A 16,777-nucleotide genomic window follows, 5' to 3' on the forward strand; every position below is an offset into this window, starting at 1 on the left:
CAATAATGCTTATGTTTTGTCAAAAATGCTAATTGATGGATTAAGAAATCGTACTATTTCTTGCGAATTTTTATTATATGCCGCTCACCGACTAAGTGGGGCACTTTTAGTTTAATTATCTCAACTAAATCAAATTTATCACTTATTTCTTTTAGCTCATCTTCGGGTAGTTGGCCCTTGAGCGCCAAAAATACCCCTTGAGAATCTACCAGATGCTGACACCAGTGCAACATATCTTTTAATGAGGCAAAAGCTCGACTGATCACGCCATTTAATTTTAGCTTAGACTGATAATCTTCTACTCGACTTTGTACAGGCTCAATATTCGAAAGTTTAAGTTCATAGGCCGCTTGTTTCATAAAACGCACGCGTTTACCCAGACTGTCAAGCAGTACAAAGTGTTTATCAGGACACATTATCGCTAATGGTATGCCCGGTAATCCTGGACCTGTTCCCACATCAATATAATATTTCTGACTTAAAAATGGCGCTACTACAATCGAATCAACAATATGTTTTATCAGCATTTGCTGAGGGTCACGTACTGAGGTGAGGTTGTAAGTTTTATTCCATTTATGCATCATTAAAACATAAGCAACCAGTTTTTCAATTTGCTCTGAGCTGGGTGTTACATCACTGTCTTTTAAACAGCTCGTTAGCTGCTCTATTAATTGTTCTTGCAAGGCTAACATTAGGCAGAGATTCTAGTTTTACTGTTAGCCGTTCCTACCAGCAAGCCATGCTTTTTTAAGTAAACCAGCAATAAAGAAACAGCTGCAGGTGTAACACCAGAAATTCGGCCAGCTTTACCGATAGTTTCAGGGCGAGCATTGCTTAATTTTGCTACCACCTCGTTACTTAAACCAGAGATCTGCTGATAATTAAAATCAAATGGGATTAGAGTATCTTCATTGCGTAAGGTTTTAGCTATTTCTTCTTTTTGACGCTCAATGTAACCAGCATATTTAATTTGAATTTCAACTTGCTCTGCGGCCTGAACATTAGCGATAACCGGACCCAATGATTCAATCTGCATTAAACGTTGATAAGTCATCTCTGGGCGTCTAATTAAATCTTCTAGAGTATTTTCCTTGGTCACTGGATTTTTAAGCACTTTATTGAGCTCCTCAACCGCAGCATGGTGTGGATGGATCCAAGTAGATCGTAACCGTTGACCTTCTAGCTCAATTGCTTCGAGTTTATCGTTAAACACTTGCCAACGATGATCGTCTACTAAACCAATTTTACGACCTAATGCAGTTAATCGCATATCAGCATTATCTTCACGCAGTAACAATCGATACTCAGCGCGACTGGTGAACATGCGATAAGGTTCTTTAGTCCCCATGGTCGCTAGATCATCAATTAGAACGCCCATGTAAGCTTCATCACGACGTAAAGTGAATGAGTCCTTGCCCTGTGCTGATAAAGCCGCATTAGCGCCTGCTATGAGGCCTTGAGCGCCAGCTTCTTCATAGCCAGTTGTGCCGTTAATTTGTCCGGCAAAGAATAATCTGCTAATAAATTTGGTTTCTAAACTCTGTTTTAGATCGCGCGGATCAAAAAAGTCATACTCGATCGCATAACCTGGACGAATGATATGGGCATTTTCAAAGCCTCTAATCGATCTCACTAAATTCATTTGCACATCAAAAGGCAAGCTCGTTGAAATACCGTTTGGGTATATTTCAATACTATCTAGACCTTCAGGTTCAACAAATATTTGATGTGAATCTTTATCAGCAAATCGGTGAATTTTATCTTCTATAGAGGGACAATAACGTGGACCTATACCTTCAATTACTCCGGTATACATGGGTGAACGGTCAAGTCCACCACGAATAATTTCGTGAGTACGCTCGTTAGTATGGGTGATATAACAAGATATTTGACGAGGATGATCGCTGGTTTTACCCAAAAAAGAAAACACTGGAATAGGGTCATCGCCTCGTTGTTCCTGCATCACGCTGAAATCTAAGGTTCTGGCATCCAAGCGGGCAGGTGTGCCAGTTTTTAAGCGATCAACTCTGAAAGGTAATGCTCTTAAACGATCGGCAAGTGCGATCGAAGGCGGATCGCCTGCTCTGCCGCCTTTGTAATTATTTAAACCAATATGAATAGTGCCACCTAAAAATGTACCTACGGTAAGTACAACTGATTTAGCTCTAAATTTAAGCCCCATCTGGGTGACGACACCAACTACTTCGTTATTTTCAACAATAAGATCATCACACGACTGTTGAAATAAAGTGAGATTTACTTGGTTTTCTAATATGTGACGGATCGATTTTCGATATAAGGCGCGATCAGCTTGTGCACGAGTGGCTCTGACAGCAGGGCCTTTGCTTGAATTAAGGGTTCTAAATTGGATCCCAGCTTGATCCGTCGCTAATGCCATGGCACCGCCTAAGGCATCAATCTCTTTGACTAAATGGCCTTTACCGATCCCACCAATAGCTGGATTACAGGACATCTGACCTAAGGTTTCAATGGAATGAGTTAATAATAAAGTTGTGGCACCCATACGGGCAGCTGCAAGTGCAGCTTCTGTGCCTGCGTGGCCTCCACCTACAACGATAACGTCAAATTGTTGCTGATAAAACATGGTATGCCTCTTAATGATCTACACCCAGTCAAAACGGGCGCGTATTCTATACGGCTTTTGTCTTTTTTGAAATGCTTAAAATTTATTCAAATTTAAATTTAGATCCTGAGTAATCTTTATATGATCTATTAGATCTTTACTTATTATTACTACTATTAAGTAAGCCATTTTCTGTGGGTAAGGCGTTTTTATCTATTAATATCAATTAGTTGTATGACTGTTTAGGGTGTGTATAAGGCTTGATCAAAGCGGTATATACTGGGTGTAACCAGTGCTTTTATCCACAGACATAGTTGTTAGTGATTTTATAAAGTGGATATAAACCGGTTATTAAAGGGTTATACATACTTTTACACACATTTTTTTAAAAGCAGTGATCTACCTGTGAGTAAACTGTGATCCTGTGATCAATTAGTGCGTATTTAAGGTGGTTTTATGATCGTTATGGAGGATTGGATTGCCGGCTTAGTTTGTTGGAATTGACAATAAAGCCTGTGGTGATTCGATGAAAAAAATACATAAGCTTGATCATGAAATAATCGAGCTTAATGTAATAGGCAAAATACTAGTCGGTGAAAGGTTAATATCACCTTACTTGATTGGGTCTGTAACCCGTATAGGCAGGCTTAGACTCTACTTGGGTTGGAATAATTTCTTTTCTTCGACTTGGTCCTGAAAATTTCACTTTATAAGTATCGTATTCTTTGATTGATTCAAAACAATAACTACCTAGCGCTTGTTCTAGTTCAGCCAAATTATGATTAGTGATTAAAATGCAATTTTTATGATTAGCTAAACGTTGACGTAATAAATTACCTAGCCAACTTTGGGCATTTTTCTTTAAGGCTGTTTCATTGACGCACACTTCATCGAGAATAAGTAAGTCAACATCTAATAATTCTTGGTTAATTTCTCGAAATTTTTGGGCAACGTTATCCTGGGCATTGTAGTCATAAGAAAAAAAGCGCATTTCCAATATGCTAGACAATTGACGATATAAAACTGATATTTCAAACTTTTCGATAAGTTCATGGGCAATGGCACCCGCTGTGTGTGATTTACCGCGGCCATAGTCGCCGTAAAAGATCATCATATGTGAACCACTTCTACGCCAATTGATATCTTCATGGGCGGCGATGAACGACCTAGCGATACTGACTGCCTCAATAACATCTTCACTGTCTTCAACTAGATTGGCAAAGGTCCATTTCGTATTTAAGTCCGAGCGACCTTGGATAGATTGAATACGCTGTTTTTTACTCTCTTGTTGAATTAATCTAACATCTCGATTAGCCAGTGCTTCATATTCTGTGCGCAAAGATTGATAGTCGGTATAGTTATCTGGCACATGTTGACGGCCTAAAGCTTTACCTAATTGTTGAATTTTATTTTTAATGTTGTCCACAGAATTCATTATCCAAAGTTAATTAGCTTAAGTATTAGTTGAATCAGATTTTATACTACTGTCTTTTTTGCTGTATTTTTCAACTAGCTTCTTCGCATTATCATCTGCCACTATCCCTGCCTTCACAGGTACAATTTGCTGGCCTACTTTGTGTACATTTTTAACACCATGAGCCAAGCGTTTGTGCTTGAGATTGAATACAAATTTTTGTGTCCATTGAAACTGGGTAAAATGACTTTCAGGCCGACTTAACCAATAGGAGATAAATTCACCTAATTCTTGTACAGAATATTCTTGGTCGATGATACCCATTAGTTTGGCCAAATCACTTAGCAAATCGGTATCGGGTTGCCAGGCCATGTGCATGCTTTGCCACTCTAAATGTAGCTTAGAATAGTCATCTTTTTTCATTAGCATTAGGGGCAGCACTAATGTTTTACCATTAAAACTATGGTTTAGTTCAACCTCGTGTTCAAAGGTAACTAAACCAATATTAAGAAGTTCTTTTATTAGACTATTTATCTGCCTGCCCAAAGTAAACTTTTCTTCTTTGGCATTCAGCAATTTAATTAAGTTCTTATAATTAAGTGGTAACGTTAAGCCTGTTTTGCTATCGGCAGTCGTTTTTATCCCTAATAAATATAATACTCTAGCATCATTGCTTAAGGCTTGTTGTAAGGCACTTTGTTCAGCTTGGTTAATATTCATTATTGAGAAATAGTTATTTTCGTCAAAATATCATTAAGCCATAAAATGGCAATTTCTTCTGGAATGGGGTTTACCAACACATCAATATGCAGCGCTTCACAGAGTTGTTTAGCCCCCGATTTAATTAACAGATCTTCCATCGTTCTTGCGCCATTACAATAGGTATCGTAACTGCTATCGCCCAGACCAACTATCATAAAAGAAATATCGGCTAGGTTTTGCTCACTAATTTGTTGGGCGAAGCTTTGAATATTGTCAGGTAGGTCTCCTGCACCATGAGTTGAGGTACACACTAACCAAACTGAATCCTTACTTATCTCTGAATATTTGGGATTGAGATGAATAACTGCGCTGTGACCATGCTCTGCTAGGGTTTCGGACACGGCATCGGCAACATATTCACTGGCACCTAATACACTACCTACAATGATGTCAAACTTGGCCATTATGCTTATCTTAATAAACTCGATTGAGTTTAATTGTACATTGCTTGTTGCTTAGGCTCTACGCTCAATTCGATATTATTATTTGCCAATACAAAAGGAAGAAAATATTTTGCTTAACAGATCATCTGAACTAAATTCTCCGGTTATTTCATTCAGGTGGTTTTGCGTTAAACGCAATTCTTCGGCTAGTAGCTCACCGGCAAGATGCTCCTCTAGCTGTTGTTTACCTAAATATAAATGTTCAGCCGCACGGTCAATTGCATCTAAGTGACGACGCCTAGCTATAAATTGTCCTTCGTTATTGGCATCGAAGCCCATACAAGCTTTTAAATGTTCACTAAGGATTGTGATACCTTTGCCTTCGCTGGCAGAAATTGAAATGACAGGATAGTCACCTTGTTCATTTATACCAATTGATTCACCGCTTAAGTCTATTTTATTGCGAATAACAGTAAGACCCATATTGGCGGGTAGTTTGGCAAAAAACTCTGGCCATATAAGTTGCGGGTGAGTGTGAGTTGTCTCAGTGCTATCAAGCATAAATAAAACCCGATCGGCTTGATTTATTTCCTGCCAAGCCCTTTCAATGCCTATTTTTTCAACTTTGTCTGGGCTGTCGCGCAAACCGGCTGTATCGATGATATGCAAGGGCATACCATCAATATGAATATGTTCTTTTAGCACATCGCGAGTTGTGCCTGCTACGTCAGTAACAATAGCCGCATCTCTGCCAGCCAAGGCATTTAGTAAACTGGATTTACCAGCATTAGGTTTTCCTGCGATGACCACCCGCATTCCTTCGCGTAATAAGGTGCCTTGTTTTGTTTGTTGGCGCAGTTGTTCGAATGAGCTAATAATAGCATTTAAATCGGCCTGAATTTTACCGTCGCTTAAAAAGTCTATTTCTTCTTCTGGAAAATCGATAGCCGCTTCAACATACATGCGTAAATGAATAACTTGTTCTACAAGGATGTGTATTTGATGGGAAAATTGGCCTTGTAACGAGCGTAATGCGCCTTTAGCAGCTTGTATTGAGCTGGCATCAATCAAATCGGCGATAGCTTCAGCTTGGGCTAAGTCGAGCTTATCGTTTAAAAAAGCTCTTTCGCTGAATTCCCCAGGTTTAGCAATACGAATATTGCCAATCTTGAGTACAGATTGCAGTAACATATCGAGTACAACTTGTCCGCCGTGTCCTTGCAGTTCTAGTACGTCTTCGCCGGTAAATGAGTTAGGAGCTTTAAAAAATAAGGCTATACCTTGGTCAATGACTTGCTGATGTTCATCATTGAAACTGAGGTATTCAGCTTTTCTAGGTTCAGGTAATTTGCCGAGGATTTTTTGAGCCACTTGGCTAACAAGGTGCCCTGAGACTCTAATAATGCCGACACCGCCTCGTCCAGGCGCGGTAGCTTGTGCAACAATAGTATCTTGTTTGAATGGCGTTGATGAATTCGACACGAGATCGATTAATCTCTAAAGTTAGTAAATTGCACAGGTTGGTCAAGCTCGGCACTTTTAGCCAAGGCCATCACTTGTTGTAACTCATCGCGCTTTTTGCCTGTTACTCTGACTTGCTCACCTTGAATTGAGGCCTGAACTTTAATTTTTGCTTCTTTAATCAGTTTAATAATTTTCTTACTAGTAGCTTGCTCAATCCCTTGTTTAAGGGCGATGGCTTGTTTGTATATTTTACCAATATGTTGCACATCTTTTTCTTCAAATGCTGCCGTATCTACGCCCCTTTTTACGCAGGTACCGCGCAAAATATCTAACATCTGGCGCAGTTGAAAGTCGTTATCGGCGATCATAGTGACAATACTTTCTTTTAGTTCAAAGCTGGCTTCAACTCCTCTGAAATCAAAACGGGTAGTGATTTCCCTATTGGCATTATCAACAGCATTTTTTAGTTCAACGAGATCTATTTCAGAAACAATATCAAAAGAAGGCATATGGGTTCCTATTGGTGGAATAGCGAATTGGGTATTGTAAGCAAAAAAAAGCCCGTTTTATATCTTATTACAAGATAAGCAACGGGCTGAGCGAATAATGTTAGTTATTTGGTTTGTAAACCACGTTTTTCCATTGAAGCATAAATTATTTTTGCTTGTACTAGGGTGATTACGTTACTTATAAGCCAATAAAGCACTAGTCCAGCAGGAAAGATGAAGAAGAAAAGACTCATTGCAACAGGCATAAACTGCATGATTTTTTGTTGCATTGGATCAGTCATAGTCATCGGCTGGAGCTTTTGTAACAAGTACATGGAGATACCGGTCAATATCGGCAATACGAAATAAGGGTCTTTGACACTTAAATCGGTAATCCACAAAATAAAGTCAGCTTGGCGTAACTCTACGCTTTCAAGCAGTACCCAATATAATGCTAAGAAAATTGGCATTTGGAATAACAAAGGTAAACAGCCGCCCATAGGGTTAACTTTATCTTTTTTGTATAATTCCATCATGGCTTGTTGCATTTTTTGTCTGTCATCGCCAAAACGCTCTTTAAGAGCATCCATTTTGGGTTTTAGGGCACGCATTTTAGCCATTGACTCGTATTGCTTCTTAGTCAACCAATACATACTACCTTTGACAATGATAGTAATGATGATAATAGCGAAACCCCAGTTACCAACAATGCTGTGGATCCATTGTAGAAGCACAAATAAGGGCTGCGATATCATCCATAAGAAACCATAGTCAACAGTAAGGTCTAAACCATGAGCGATAAGCGCTAAGGTGTCTTGGTCTTTAGGGCCAAGATATAGAATGCTATTTATTTCAGCCGTTAGGCCAGGTTCAACAGTTGTTACTTGGCCAGTAAAACCGATAACTGCATTAGTGTTTTGTCTAACGGCGCTATAGATGGTGTTGGTTTGGTCTTGCGGTGGAACCCAAGCAGAAACAAAATAATGTTCTATCATGGCTGCCCAACCCGCTTTAGTTACTTCATTAAGCTTAGTTTCTTTGTCGGCGATGTCATCGAAGTCGTATTTTTGATAACGATCTTCTCCCGTTGAATAAGCGCCACCACGATAAGTGGGCATAAACATGCTACCGTCTTCGTTAATCATACTTTGTTTAAGTTGGCCAAACTGCTGTAATTGTTTGCTCGAAGTTGAATTATTGACAATGGTATAATTAACATCAATTTGATGGCTACCTTTACTGAAACTAAAGGTTTTAATGACTGTCATTCCATCAGCAGTAGTATAAGTTAATGGCACTTTTAGAACATCACTAGCCAAGGTGTAACTGTCTTTTTCAACAGAATAAACAGGGCGCACTTTACTATCTGTTCCATCGCGTCCTACCAAGCCACTTTGTGCAACAAAAATATGTTCACCACTGGGTCTAAGTAAACTGTAAGGTTCTGTTGACCCCTGACTGACTGGGAAATCAGGTAAATCAGCGGATATTACATCACCGCCTCTGGTATCAATCCTGAGGTCCAAAGCGTCGGTGATGACTGTTATTATTTTATCATTTACAGTGTTGGTTGCAGTCATTCCCATCTGGCTAGGCGAGCTAACTTGGGGAGCATCACTGCCACTACTTTGAGTAGTGGTATTATTGGCTTGAACAGTTGTAGAAGAATTTTGTTCAATGGTTTGTGGGGCATAATCGATTTGCCATTGTTGCCACAATAGAAAGCTGACCATTGCTAGGCCAATTAACAAAAAGCTGCGTTGGGATTCCATAAAGTACTCTAATTAACTACTCATTGATATTTGTGACTTTTTAAAAACAAACCACGACGAATTAAGTTTAAATTAACCTTCCTTTAATAAGGGCAGTTTATTATTTATCACTATTTTTTTTTGGTACTGGGTCAAAACCACCATCATTAAATGGATGACATCTTGAAATTCTTTTAATACTTAACCAGCCACCTTTGCTCACACCATGTTCGTTTATTGCCTCAACAGCATAATGAGAACAGCTGGGATGAAATCTGCAATGGGGTCCAAGCATAGGGGATATGAAATTCTGATAACCCTTAATTAACCCTATCGGTATTATACGCAACGTTGTGCTAATTTTTTCCATAACTTATTCAGTAAAGAAAACAGCTCCTGATTAGACAGTTTATCTAATCCACTCTTGCCAACCACAACTATATCAACACTCGGCAATGTTTGTCTCTGATGTCTGAAGCTTTCTCTGATAATACGTTTGAGTCTATTTCTATCATGCGCTAGTTTGACACGCTTTTTAGCTATAGTTATGCCTAAACGAGGTGCTGATCCATCATTTTTACGAGCAAGGAGGGTAAGTTGGGGTGAGACCGAGGGAATTGCGTTATTAAACACATATTCAAAGTGGGTGGGAGTAAGTAGTCTTATCTCCCGAGAAAAGTGATTTTCACCCACCTTGGATAATTAAATTAAGCAGATAAACGAGCACGGCCTTTAGCACGGCGATTAGCTATAACCTTGCGGCCATTTTTAGTCGCCATACGGGCACGAAAACCGTGTGAACGCTTACGCTTTAAGTTGCTTGGTTGAAAAGTTCTTTTCATGGCCTAGTCCTGATACATAAGATTAATGTCAATTTGAACACAGTAAGCGCTCAAAAATGACGCTGAATAATAGAGATCACTAGGGGCTTTGTCAATCAAACATTAGCTATTAAAACAGTAAACTTGATATTATTTTGAAAGTGCTTAGAAATAAAGCTGCCGTTTTAGAAAAAATAGTATTTTTATCCACAGAGTTGTCTTGAAAGGATAGAGTTACAAGGCAACTAGAACATAATAAATTGACTAGTTTACCATTTCAGGCGGAGTTTGAATCATACTGTATGATTCAAGATAAATGCCAAAATAAGCTTATAAAACAGAAGGATATAGTTAATGTTGTTTATATGCTAATTTATTTCGAATTGGTAGTTGCGCTTGGTATACGAATAGCGAGATAATTCACAGTCAATTAGTCGCTAGGTGATTTGGCGGTTAATAAACAGGCGATCTGAGTTTTCTTTCTTCTATTACTTTTTTTGCGTATTTTATTATTAGCCCCCATTTTTATTGGGCTGGAGTCGTTTTTTAGATGTCACTATGGAATCAATGCCTAGAAAGGCTACAGCAAGATTTACCTATCCAGCAATTCAGCATGTGGATAAGACCACTGCAGGCAGATCACAAAGACACACATCTAACTCTATTTGCGCCGAACCGATTTGTGCTCGACTGGGTGAGAGATAAATATTTCACTCAGATCAATTCATTGTTTACTGAGTTTTGCGGTAGCGATGCGCCCCAGTTGCGTTTCGAAGTTAAACGTAATGATAGTGGGTTTGTCAGAGGCGCTGCACCTGCTTACGCTAGAAATGACAATAATATCCGCCCAACGAGTACCTACTCCTCAGTGCAGTCAAGAGAAATAGAAAGTGCAGCCGCTCAAGCTAACGTGCACAAAAGCAATGTCAATCTGAGTTATAAGTTTGAAAACTTCGTAGAGGGTAAATCTAACCAGTTAGCAAGAGCTGCGGCTCAGCAAGTTGCTGATAATCCTGGTGGTGCGTACAACCCACTGTTTATTTATGGCGGTACAGGTTTAGGTAAAACTCACTTATTGCACGCGGTTGGTAACGGCATTATTGATAAAAAGAAGGATGCTACTGTTGTGTATATGCATTCTGAGCGTTTTGTTCAAGATATGGTTAAGGCACTGCAGAATAATGCTATTGAAGAATTTAAACGATATTACCGTTCAGTGGATGCATTGCTGATCGATGATATTCAGTTTTTTGCCAATAAAGAACGCTCACAAGAAGAGTTTTTCCATACCTTTAACGCGTTGCTCGAAGGTAACCAGCAAATAATTTTGACCTCAGATAGATATCCAAAAGAGATCGTTGGAGTAGAGGATAGACTTAAATCACGTTTCGGTTGGGGCCTCACTATTGCAATTGAGCCACCAGAGCTCGAGACACGTGTGGCAATTCTCAAACGTAAAGCGGTGGAAAATAAAATATTTTTACCTGATGAAGTCGCGTTTTTTATTGCAAAAAGATTACGGTCGAATGTAAGAGAGTTAGAAGGTGCGTTAAATAGGGTGATTGCTAACGCTAATTTCACTGGTAGACCTATTACCATTGACTTTGTTCGAGAAGCATTGCGCGATTTGTTGGCCTTACAAGAAAAGTTGGTCACAATTGATAATATTCAAAAAACGGTGGCTGAATATTACAAAATAAAAATGGCTGACATTCTGTCGAAAAGACGAAATAGAAGTGTCGCTCGCCCAAGACAAATGGCGATGGCTCTATCTAAAGAATTAACGAATCACAGTCTGCCTGAAATAGGTGACGCATTTGGTGGTAGAGATCATACTACTGTATTGCATGCTTGTAGAAAAATAGTGCAGCTACGAGAAGAAAGTCATGATATAAAAGAAGACTATCAAAATTTGATTCGAACACTATCTTCATAAAAATTCACGAGTAATAAGATGAAATTTAGTATCAGCAGGGAAAACTTCTTACAGCCTCTACAGTTGGTTTCAGGTGCAGTAGAGCGTCGCCACACTTTACCTATTTTATCCAATATTTTGGTAAAAGTTAGTGATAGCTCACTCTGGTTAACAGGTACGGATTTAGAGGTTGAATTAATATCAAACGTAACTCTTACAGGTGCATTTACCGAAGGCGAGATAACAGTTCCTGCCAAAAAATTAGTTGATATCTGCAAAGGTCTGTCTGATAACAGTACTATTGAATTCGAAGTCGAAGGCAACAAAGCATTGATTCGATCAGGCAGAAGTAAATATAGTCTGTCAACTTTGTCTGCGGCTGACTATCCAAATCTAGAAGATTGGCAAGGGGAGCTTGAGTTCGAAATTTCTCAAAGTTCACTGAAAAGGTTGATAGACAGCACGCATTTTTGTATGGCGCAGCAAGACGTTCGGTATTACTTGAATGGCATGTCTTTAGAAACTGAAGGCACCACAATTCGCACTGTAGCAACAGATGGTCATAGGTTGGCACTTTGTCGCCTTGAATACACTAGTTCGCCATTGCAAAACAGACAAGTCATTATACCTCGTAAAGGTGTGTTAGAAATTTCACGTTTAATTGAAGACAGCGATAAGCGGGTTAAGGTCCAAGTAGGCTCAAATCATATTCGGATTTTCTCTACTGATTTTATATTTACTAGTAAATTAGTAGATGGTCGTTTCCCAGACTATAGAAGAGTATTACCCAAAGACGGGGACAAGAAAATCGAGTCTAGCAAAGATGTTCTTAAGCATGCTTTTTCGCGAGCCTCAATTTTATCAAATGAAAAGTTTAAAGGTGTAAGGTTAAATTTGTCGAGTGGGGAGCTAAAAATCACGGCTAACAATCCAGAGCAAGAAGAAGCTGAAGAGATTGTTGATGTTGATTATCAGGGAGATCATCTAGAAATTGGCTTTAATGTTGCCTATCTTATTGATGTGATGAATGGCTTAACAAACTGTGAGCAAGTTAAAATTACCTTAGCTGATTCAAATAGTAGTGCACTGATTGAAGATGCCAGCGATGATTCTGCACTTTACGTTATTATGCCGATGAGGCTGTAATCTTCGTTAAATGGTAATTATAAAACTATGAGACTGGACCTTGTCCAGGTAAGTAACTTTCGGAATATAAACGAATTTTCACTTCAGCCATCCAGTCAGTTAAATGTATTGTTTGGAGCAAACGGTAGTGGTAAGTCATCAGTACTGGAGGCAATTCATTATTTAGGATTTGCTCGTTCTTTTAGAACGAGTAAACATAAAAACGTAATTCAACATGATAGAAGTGAGTTTACGGTTTTTGGTTCCGTTTCAACTAAAAGTTCAAGTCACAAGCTGGGGCTTAGTCGTAAAACAGATAACTCCTGCATAGTTAGCGTCGATGGGATTAAGACTAAGTCTGCAGTCGATCTAGTCAGTTTGTTGCCAGTTCAAATTTTCACTCCTCAAAGTTCAGAGTTGATAATCGGTTCACCTAGACTGAGACGAAAGTATATTGATTGGCTGTTGTTTCACGTGGAACCTTCTTTTGCCAAAGAATTTTCAATCTATCGAAGATGTTTGTTACAAGTTAATGCAATCTACAAGCAAAAAAATAGTGTCGTTGGTTCTAGGTCAGAGCAAGAGTATTGGTTGACCCAGCTTTCTGAATCCGGTGAAAGGATATCAAGCCTGCGTTCAGCGTTGATGTCAGGTGAATTTCTTTCGATTATTAAGTATAATTTGGCAGAGTTTCTACCAGAGTTTAGTTTTGAGTTTAACTACTATAGTGGATGGGAGAAAGACTATAGTTTGCAAGAGTCTTTTGAAAAAAACCGAGAAAAAGATAGAAGAATGGGATTTGTAAGTGTTGGTCCTCATAAAGCAGACATTAGAATCAAAGCTGATGGTATCCTAGCAAATGAGGTGTTATCCCGCGGCCAGTTAAGAATGTTAGTGGCAGCGATGCAAATAGCTCAGGCCCAGCATTTATTTTTAAAGAATGAGAAGTCAGCGGTGTTTCTATTAGATGATATTGGTGCGGAGCTTGATTTGCAGAAGCAGCAGTTGTTTATTAACAGTTTGATTCGAACTGGGTCACAAATATTTATTACCGCAATTGATAAAAAGCATATGGGTTATTTAGACCAATATACAGATAAAAAATTGTTTCACGTGGAACATGGCCAAGTGATAGAGGAGATTTAATCAAATGGCACAAGAAAATGTTTATGATTCATCGAGTATTAAAGTTTTAAAAGGACTTGATGCAGTAAGAAAAAGACCAGGGATGTACATCGGAGATACTGATGATGGAACTGGATTACATCATATGGTATTCGAAGTTGTCGATAATTCTATTGATGAAGCTCTTGCAGGCCATTGTAAAAATATTAATGTCAAAATACATACCGATGGCTCGGTATCAGTTCGAGATGACGGTAGAGGCATTCCTACTGAACTACACGAAGAAGAAGGCGTTTCTGCGGCCGAAGTTATCATGACTGTACTCCATGCGGGAGGCAAATTTGATGACAATTCTTATAAAGTCTCTGGTGGACTACATGGTGTTGGTGTATCTGTTGTTAATGCCTTGTCTAAACGTTTACTGCTACAAATAAGACGAGGCGGTAAATTATACGAACAAGAGTATCAGCATGGTGTCCCGCAAAAGCCATTGGCTCCGACTGGTGACTCTCAAACTACCGGAACAAGTATTCGTTTTTGGCCCAGTGAAGGTACTTTTACTAACGTTCTGTATCACTATGATATATTAGCTAAAAGACTAAGAGAGTTATCCTTTCTTAACTCTGGTGTTTGTATAATTCTAGAAGATGAGCGTGATGGTAAGAAAGATAAATATGAATATGAAGGAGGAATTAAAGCCTTTATTGAGTACTTAAATCAAAACAAAACGCCTATTCATCAAAAGGTTTTCCACTTTGTCTCAGAACGTGATGATGGCATAACTGTTGAAGTTGCCATGCAATGGAACGATAGCTTTCAAGAGAACGTCTTTTGTTTTACCAATAATATTCCTCAGCGTGATGGTGGTAGTCATTTAGCTGGTTTTAGAGGTGCATTAACCAGAACTCTAAATACTTATATGGAAAAAGAGGCTCTCGCTAAGAAGGCTAAGACCACCACTAGTGGAGATGACGCTCGAGAGGGACTTACTGCAGTTGTTTCCGTAAAAGTACCTGATCCTAAATTTTCTTCTCAAACTAAAGATAAATTGGTTTCTTCTGAAGTAAAACCTGCTGTTGAAACTATTATGGGTGAAAAACTGCAAGAGTTTTTGCTTGAAAATCCTAGTGAAAGTAGAATCATCGTTGGTAAGATAATTGATGCTGCTAGAGCAAGAGAAGCTGCTCGTAAAGCGCGTGAAATGACGCGCCGTAAAGGCGCTTTAGATCTTGCAGGCTTACCAGGAAAGCTAGCTGACTGCCAAGAAAAAGATCCGGCATTATCAGAGCTATACATCGTGGAAGGAGACTCTGCTGGCGGTTCAGCTAAGCAAGGGCGCAATCGTAAAAACCAAGCTATATTACCTCTCAAAGGTAAAATTCTGAATGTTGAAAAAGCGCGTTTTGATAAGATGTTATCTTCACAAGAAGTAGCAACTTTAATTACTGCTTTAGGCTGTGGCATAGGCCGTGACGAATATGATCCCAATAAACTGCGTTATCACAGAATAATCATTATGACGGATGCTGACGTCGATGGTTCACACATCAGAACCTTATTGCTGACTTTCTTTTATCGTCAAATGCCTGAATTAATTGATCGTGGTTATATCTATATTGCCCAGCCTCCTCTGTATAAAGCCAAGAAAGGCAAGCAAGAGCAATATTTGAAGGACGATGAGTCTCTTACGAAGTACCTGACTTCTATCGCCCTTGATGAGGCCTCTATTCATGTTAACGAAAATGCACCGGCTATTAGCGGTGTTGCTTTAGAAAAATTGGTTGGCCAATACCAATTGGCAGTAAAAATGATTACGCGTGTGAGTCGTATCATGCCGAAGGTCATTCTAAATAAATTGGTTTACAGTGGTACTTTAGCTGTTGAAGACCTTTCCAACCAAGCATTACTAACTGAGTTTGCCACCAATTTTACCAACAGCCTGACTGCTGACGAAATTGATGGAGCAACATATTCATTTGAAATTCGACACAATGAAGAGAGAAATAATTATTACATTACAATTATTTTGAGACTTCATGGTATTGATACCGAATATGTCCTTGACCAAGATTTTGTTGACTCAACTGAGTATGGTCGTATCAAAGAACTCAACGCAGCAATTAATGATTTAATTGAAGAGGGAGGCTACGTTAAACGCGGCGATAAAACCAAAGCTATTACTTCGTTTGTTGACGCTATTGATTGGTTAATGGCTGAATCAAAACGCGGGCAATACATCCAGCGTTATAAAGGATTAGGTGAAATGAACCCTAATCAATTATGGGAAACCACTATGGATCCGATGAATCGTAGAATGCTGCAAGTTACAGTTGAAGACGCTATTGGTGCCGACTTATTGTTTACAACACTGATGGGCGATCACGTTGAGCCACGCCGAGCCTTTATAGAAGAAAATGCATTAAGGGTTGCTAACCTTGATGTCTAGTTTATTTAAATACAATAAGCTGTGATTTCAAGTAATCACTGGCATTAAAAAAGCCGCTATGTTGTTTACAACGTAGCGGCTTTTTACTATTAATCTAGTTAAAAATCAATCGCTTAACTTTTCTATTTTAACTTTTGGTGAACCGACACTGCTAAAGTCAATACTGAACTGATACAGGCCTGTTTCCTTTGGGGTAAAACGAAAATTCTCATCTTTTGACTCACAATTTGCTCTTACAGTCTCTCCAAGCGTGACAATTTGATCAACACTGGCTTTAACATATCCGCAATTTAATGAGGGAGACCAATTAATATCAGCGAATCTAAAATCATAAGGTTGCCCATCGGCAATCAAGCGAATTTGCGTGGCATACTTTTCCTCTTTTACAGCAATTAACTTATATTTTTCGTCAGCTTCCCACCACGTGAAAACTCCGCGTAAATAAAGCTTGCTGTAATCAGGTGTATCTTCAAATATTGGCATGATATTCGAGGCACAT

The 16,777-nt window shown here is 39.0% G+C and carries 16 protein-coding genes; 4 read left to right on the forward strand and 12 right to left on the reverse strand.

Annotated elements, in window-relative coordinates; genetic code table 11:
* Positions 1-53: 53 nt before the first annotated feature.
* From rsmG to rpmH, 11 genes are all read right to left on the reverse strand, one after another.
* Positions 54-692, reverse strand: a complete 639-nt coding sequence (gene rsmG / locus ABKW31_RS17350) for a 16S rRNA (guanine(527)-N(7))-methyltransferase RsmG (protein ID WP_348617835.1) — start codon at positions 690-692, stop codon at positions 54-56.
* Positions 692-2,605, reverse strand: a complete 1,914-nt coding sequence (mnmG, locus tag ABKW31_RS17355; RefSeq protein WP_348617836.1) for a tRNA uridine-5-carboxymethylaminomethyl(34) synthesis enzyme MnmG — start codon at positions 2,603-2,605, stop codon at positions 692-694. The genes rsmG and mnmG overlap by 1 nt, the downstream gene beginning before the upstream one ends.
* 586 nt (positions 2,606-3,191) lie before the next feature.
* Positions 3,192-4,010, reverse strand: coding sequence for an ATP-binding protein (locus tag ABKW31_RS17360; RefSeq protein ID WP_348617837.1), 819 nt, complete (start codon positions 4,008-4,010; stop codon positions 3,192-3,194).
* A 27-nt stretch (positions 4,011-4,037) separates the two neighbouring features.
* Positions 4,038-4,718 carry a DnaT-like ssDNA-binding domain-containing protein gene (locus tag ABKW31_RS17365; protein WP_348617838.1) on the reverse strand — a complete coding sequence of 227 codons (681 nt, stop codon included), beginning with the start codon at positions 4,716-4,718 and terminating at the stop codon, positions 4,038-4,040.
* Positions 4,718-5,164, reverse strand: coding sequence for an FMN-binding protein MioC (gene mioC / locus ABKW31_RS17370; protein WP_348617839.1), 447 nt, complete (start codon positions 5,162-5,164; stop codon positions 4,718-4,720). The genes ABKW31_RS17365 and mioC overlap by 1 nt, the downstream gene beginning before the upstream one ends.
* 78 nt (positions 5,165-5,242) lie before the next feature.
* Positions 5,243-6,625 carry a tRNA uridine-5-carboxymethylaminomethyl(34) synthesis GTPase MnmE gene (gene mnmE, locus ABKW31_RS17375; protein ID WP_348617840.1) on the reverse strand — a complete coding sequence of 461 codons (1,383 nt, stop codon included), beginning with the start codon at positions 6,623-6,625 and terminating at the stop codon, positions 5,243-5,245.
* An 8-nt stretch (positions 6,626-6,633) separates the two neighbouring features.
* Positions 6,634-7,116: a YajQ family cyclic di-GMP-binding protein gene (locus tag ABKW31_RS17380; protein ID WP_348617842.1), complete on the reverse strand. Its 483-nt coding sequence runs from the start codon at positions 7,114-7,116 to the stop codon at positions 6,634-6,636.
* Positions 7,117-7,220: 104 nt separating this feature from the next.
* A complete protein-coding gene (gene yidC, locus ABKW31_RS17385) occupies positions 7,221-8,867 on the reverse strand; it encodes a membrane protein insertase YidC (protein ID WP_348617843.1) in 1,647 nt (548 codons plus the stop codon).
* Positions 8,868-8,967: 100 nt separating this feature from the next.
* Entirely contained in the window at positions 8,968-9,216 is a 249-nt protein-coding gene (yidD, locus tag ABKW31_RS17390; RefSeq protein WP_348617845.1) for a membrane protein insertion efficiency factor YidD, read from the reverse strand.
* Positions 9,186-9,539: a ribonuclease P protein component gene (rnpA, locus tag ABKW31_RS17395; RefSeq protein ID WP_348617846.1), complete on the reverse strand. Its 354-nt coding sequence runs from the start codon at positions 9,537-9,539 to the stop codon at positions 9,186-9,188. Before rnpA ends, yidD begins: the two co-directional genes overlap by 31 nt.
* Positions 9,540-9,553: 14 nt before the next feature.
* Positions 9,554-9,688: a 50S ribosomal protein L34 gene (gene rpmH, locus ABKW31_RS17400; RefSeq protein WP_007615483.1), complete on the reverse strand. Its 135-nt coding sequence runs from the start codon at positions 9,686-9,688 to the stop codon at positions 9,554-9,556.
* A gap of 529 nt (positions 9,689-10,217) precedes the next feature.
* Between rpmH and dnaA the strand changes: the two genes are divergently transcribed.
* Genes dnaA through gyrB form a run of 4 tightly spaced genes read left to right on the forward strand, consistent with a single transcriptional unit; the run spans position 10,218 to position 16,278 of the window.
* A complete protein-coding gene (gene dnaA / locus ABKW31_RS17405; protein WP_348617848.1) occupies positions 10,218-11,603 on the forward strand; it encodes a chromosomal replication initiator protein DnaA in 1,386 nt (461 codons plus the stop codon).
* 18 nt (positions 11,604-11,621) lie between these two features.
* The gene (gene dnaN, locus ABKW31_RS17410; protein ID WP_348617849.1) at positions 11,622-12,728 is read left to right on the forward strand and encodes a DNA polymerase III subunit beta; all 1,107 of its coding nucleotides are present in this window, start codon (positions 11,622-11,624) and stop codon (positions 12,726-12,728) included.
* Positions 12,729-12,755: 27 nt separating this feature from the next.
* Positions 12,756-13,853 (forward strand): DNA replication/repair protein RecF, encoded by a 1,098-nt coding sequence (gene recF / locus ABKW31_RS17415; RefSeq protein WP_348617850.1) that lies wholly within the window; start codon positions 12,756-12,758, stop codon positions 13,851-13,853.
* Positions 13,854-13,857: 4 nt separating this feature from the next.
* Positions 13,858-16,278 (forward strand): DNA topoisomerase (ATP-hydrolyzing) subunit B, encoded by a 2,421-nt coding sequence (gene gyrB / locus ABKW31_RS17420; RefSeq protein ID WP_348617851.1) that lies wholly within the window; start codon positions 13,858-13,860, stop codon positions 16,276-16,278.
* 105 nt (positions 16,279-16,383) lie between these two features.
* Here gyrB and ABKW31_RS17425 read toward each other — a convergent pair whose 3' ends face one another.
* Complete coding sequence (locus ABKW31_RS17425) at positions 16,384-16,761, reverse strand: hypothetical protein (RefSeq protein WP_348617852.1); 378 nt, start codon at positions 16,759-16,761, stop codon at positions 16,384-16,386.
* Between the last annotated feature and the right edge of the window lie 16 nt (positions 16,762-16,777).

The organism is Paraglaciecola sp. 25GB23A, from assembly GCF_040012495.1.
GTDB lineage: Bacteria > Pseudomonadota > Gammaproteobacteria > Enterobacterales > Alteromonadaceae > Paraglaciecola.

What these genes read in the sequence shown, in the direction of transcription:
- rsmG (WP_348617835.1), bottom strand. Translation starts at nt 692, where the DNA reads ATGTTAGCCTTGCAAGAACAATTAATAGAGCAGCTAACGAGCTGTTTA.
- mnmG (WP_348617836.1), bottom strand. Translation starts at nt 2,605, where the DNA reads ATGTTTTATCAGCAACAATTTGACGTTATCGTTGTAGGTGGAGGCCAC.
- ABKW31_RS17365 (WP_348617838.1), bottom strand. Translation starts at nt 4,718, where the DNA reads ATGAATATTAACCAAGCTGAACAAAGTGCCTTACAACAAGCCTTAAGC.
- mioC (WP_348617839.1), bottom strand. Translation starts at nt 5,164, where the DNA reads ATGGCCAAGTTTGACATCATTGTAGGTAGTGTATTAGGTGCCAGTGAA.
- ABKW31_RS17380 (WP_348617842.1), bottom strand. Translation starts at nt 7,116, where the DNA reads ATGCCTTCTTTTGATATTGTTTCTGAAATAGATCTCGTTGAACTAAAA.
- yidC (WP_348617843.1), bottom strand. Translation starts at nt 8,867, where the DNA reads ATGGAATCCCAACGCAGCTTTTTGTTAATTGGCCTAGCAATGGTCAGC.
- yidD (WP_348617845.1), bottom strand. Translation starts at nt 9,216, where the DNA reads ATGGAAAAAATTAGCACAACGTTGCGTATAATACCGATAGGGTTAATT.
- rpmH (WP_007615483.1), bottom strand. Translation starts at nt 9,688, where the DNA reads ATGAAAAGAACTTTTCAACCAAGCAACTTAAAGCGTAAGCGTTCACAC.
- dnaA (WP_348617848.1), top strand. Translation starts at nt 10,218, where the DNA reads ATGTCACTATGGAATCAATGCCTAGAAAGGCTACAGCAAGATTTACCT.
- dnaN (WP_348617849.1), top strand. Translation starts at nt 11,622, where the DNA reads ATGAAATTTAGTATCAGCAGGGAAAACTTCTTACAGCCTCTACAGTTG.
- recF (WP_348617850.1), top strand. Translation starts at nt 12,756, where the DNA reads ATGAGACTGGACCTTGTCCAGGTAAGTAACTTTCGGAATATAAACGAA.
- gyrB (WP_348617851.1), top strand. Translation starts at nt 13,858, where the DNA reads ATGGCACAAGAAAATGTTTATGATTCATCGAGTATTAAAGTTTTAAAA.
- ABKW31_RS17425 (WP_348617852.1), bottom strand. Translation starts at nt 16,761, where the DNA reads ATGCCAATATTTGAAGATACACCTGATTACAGCAAGCTTTATTTACGC.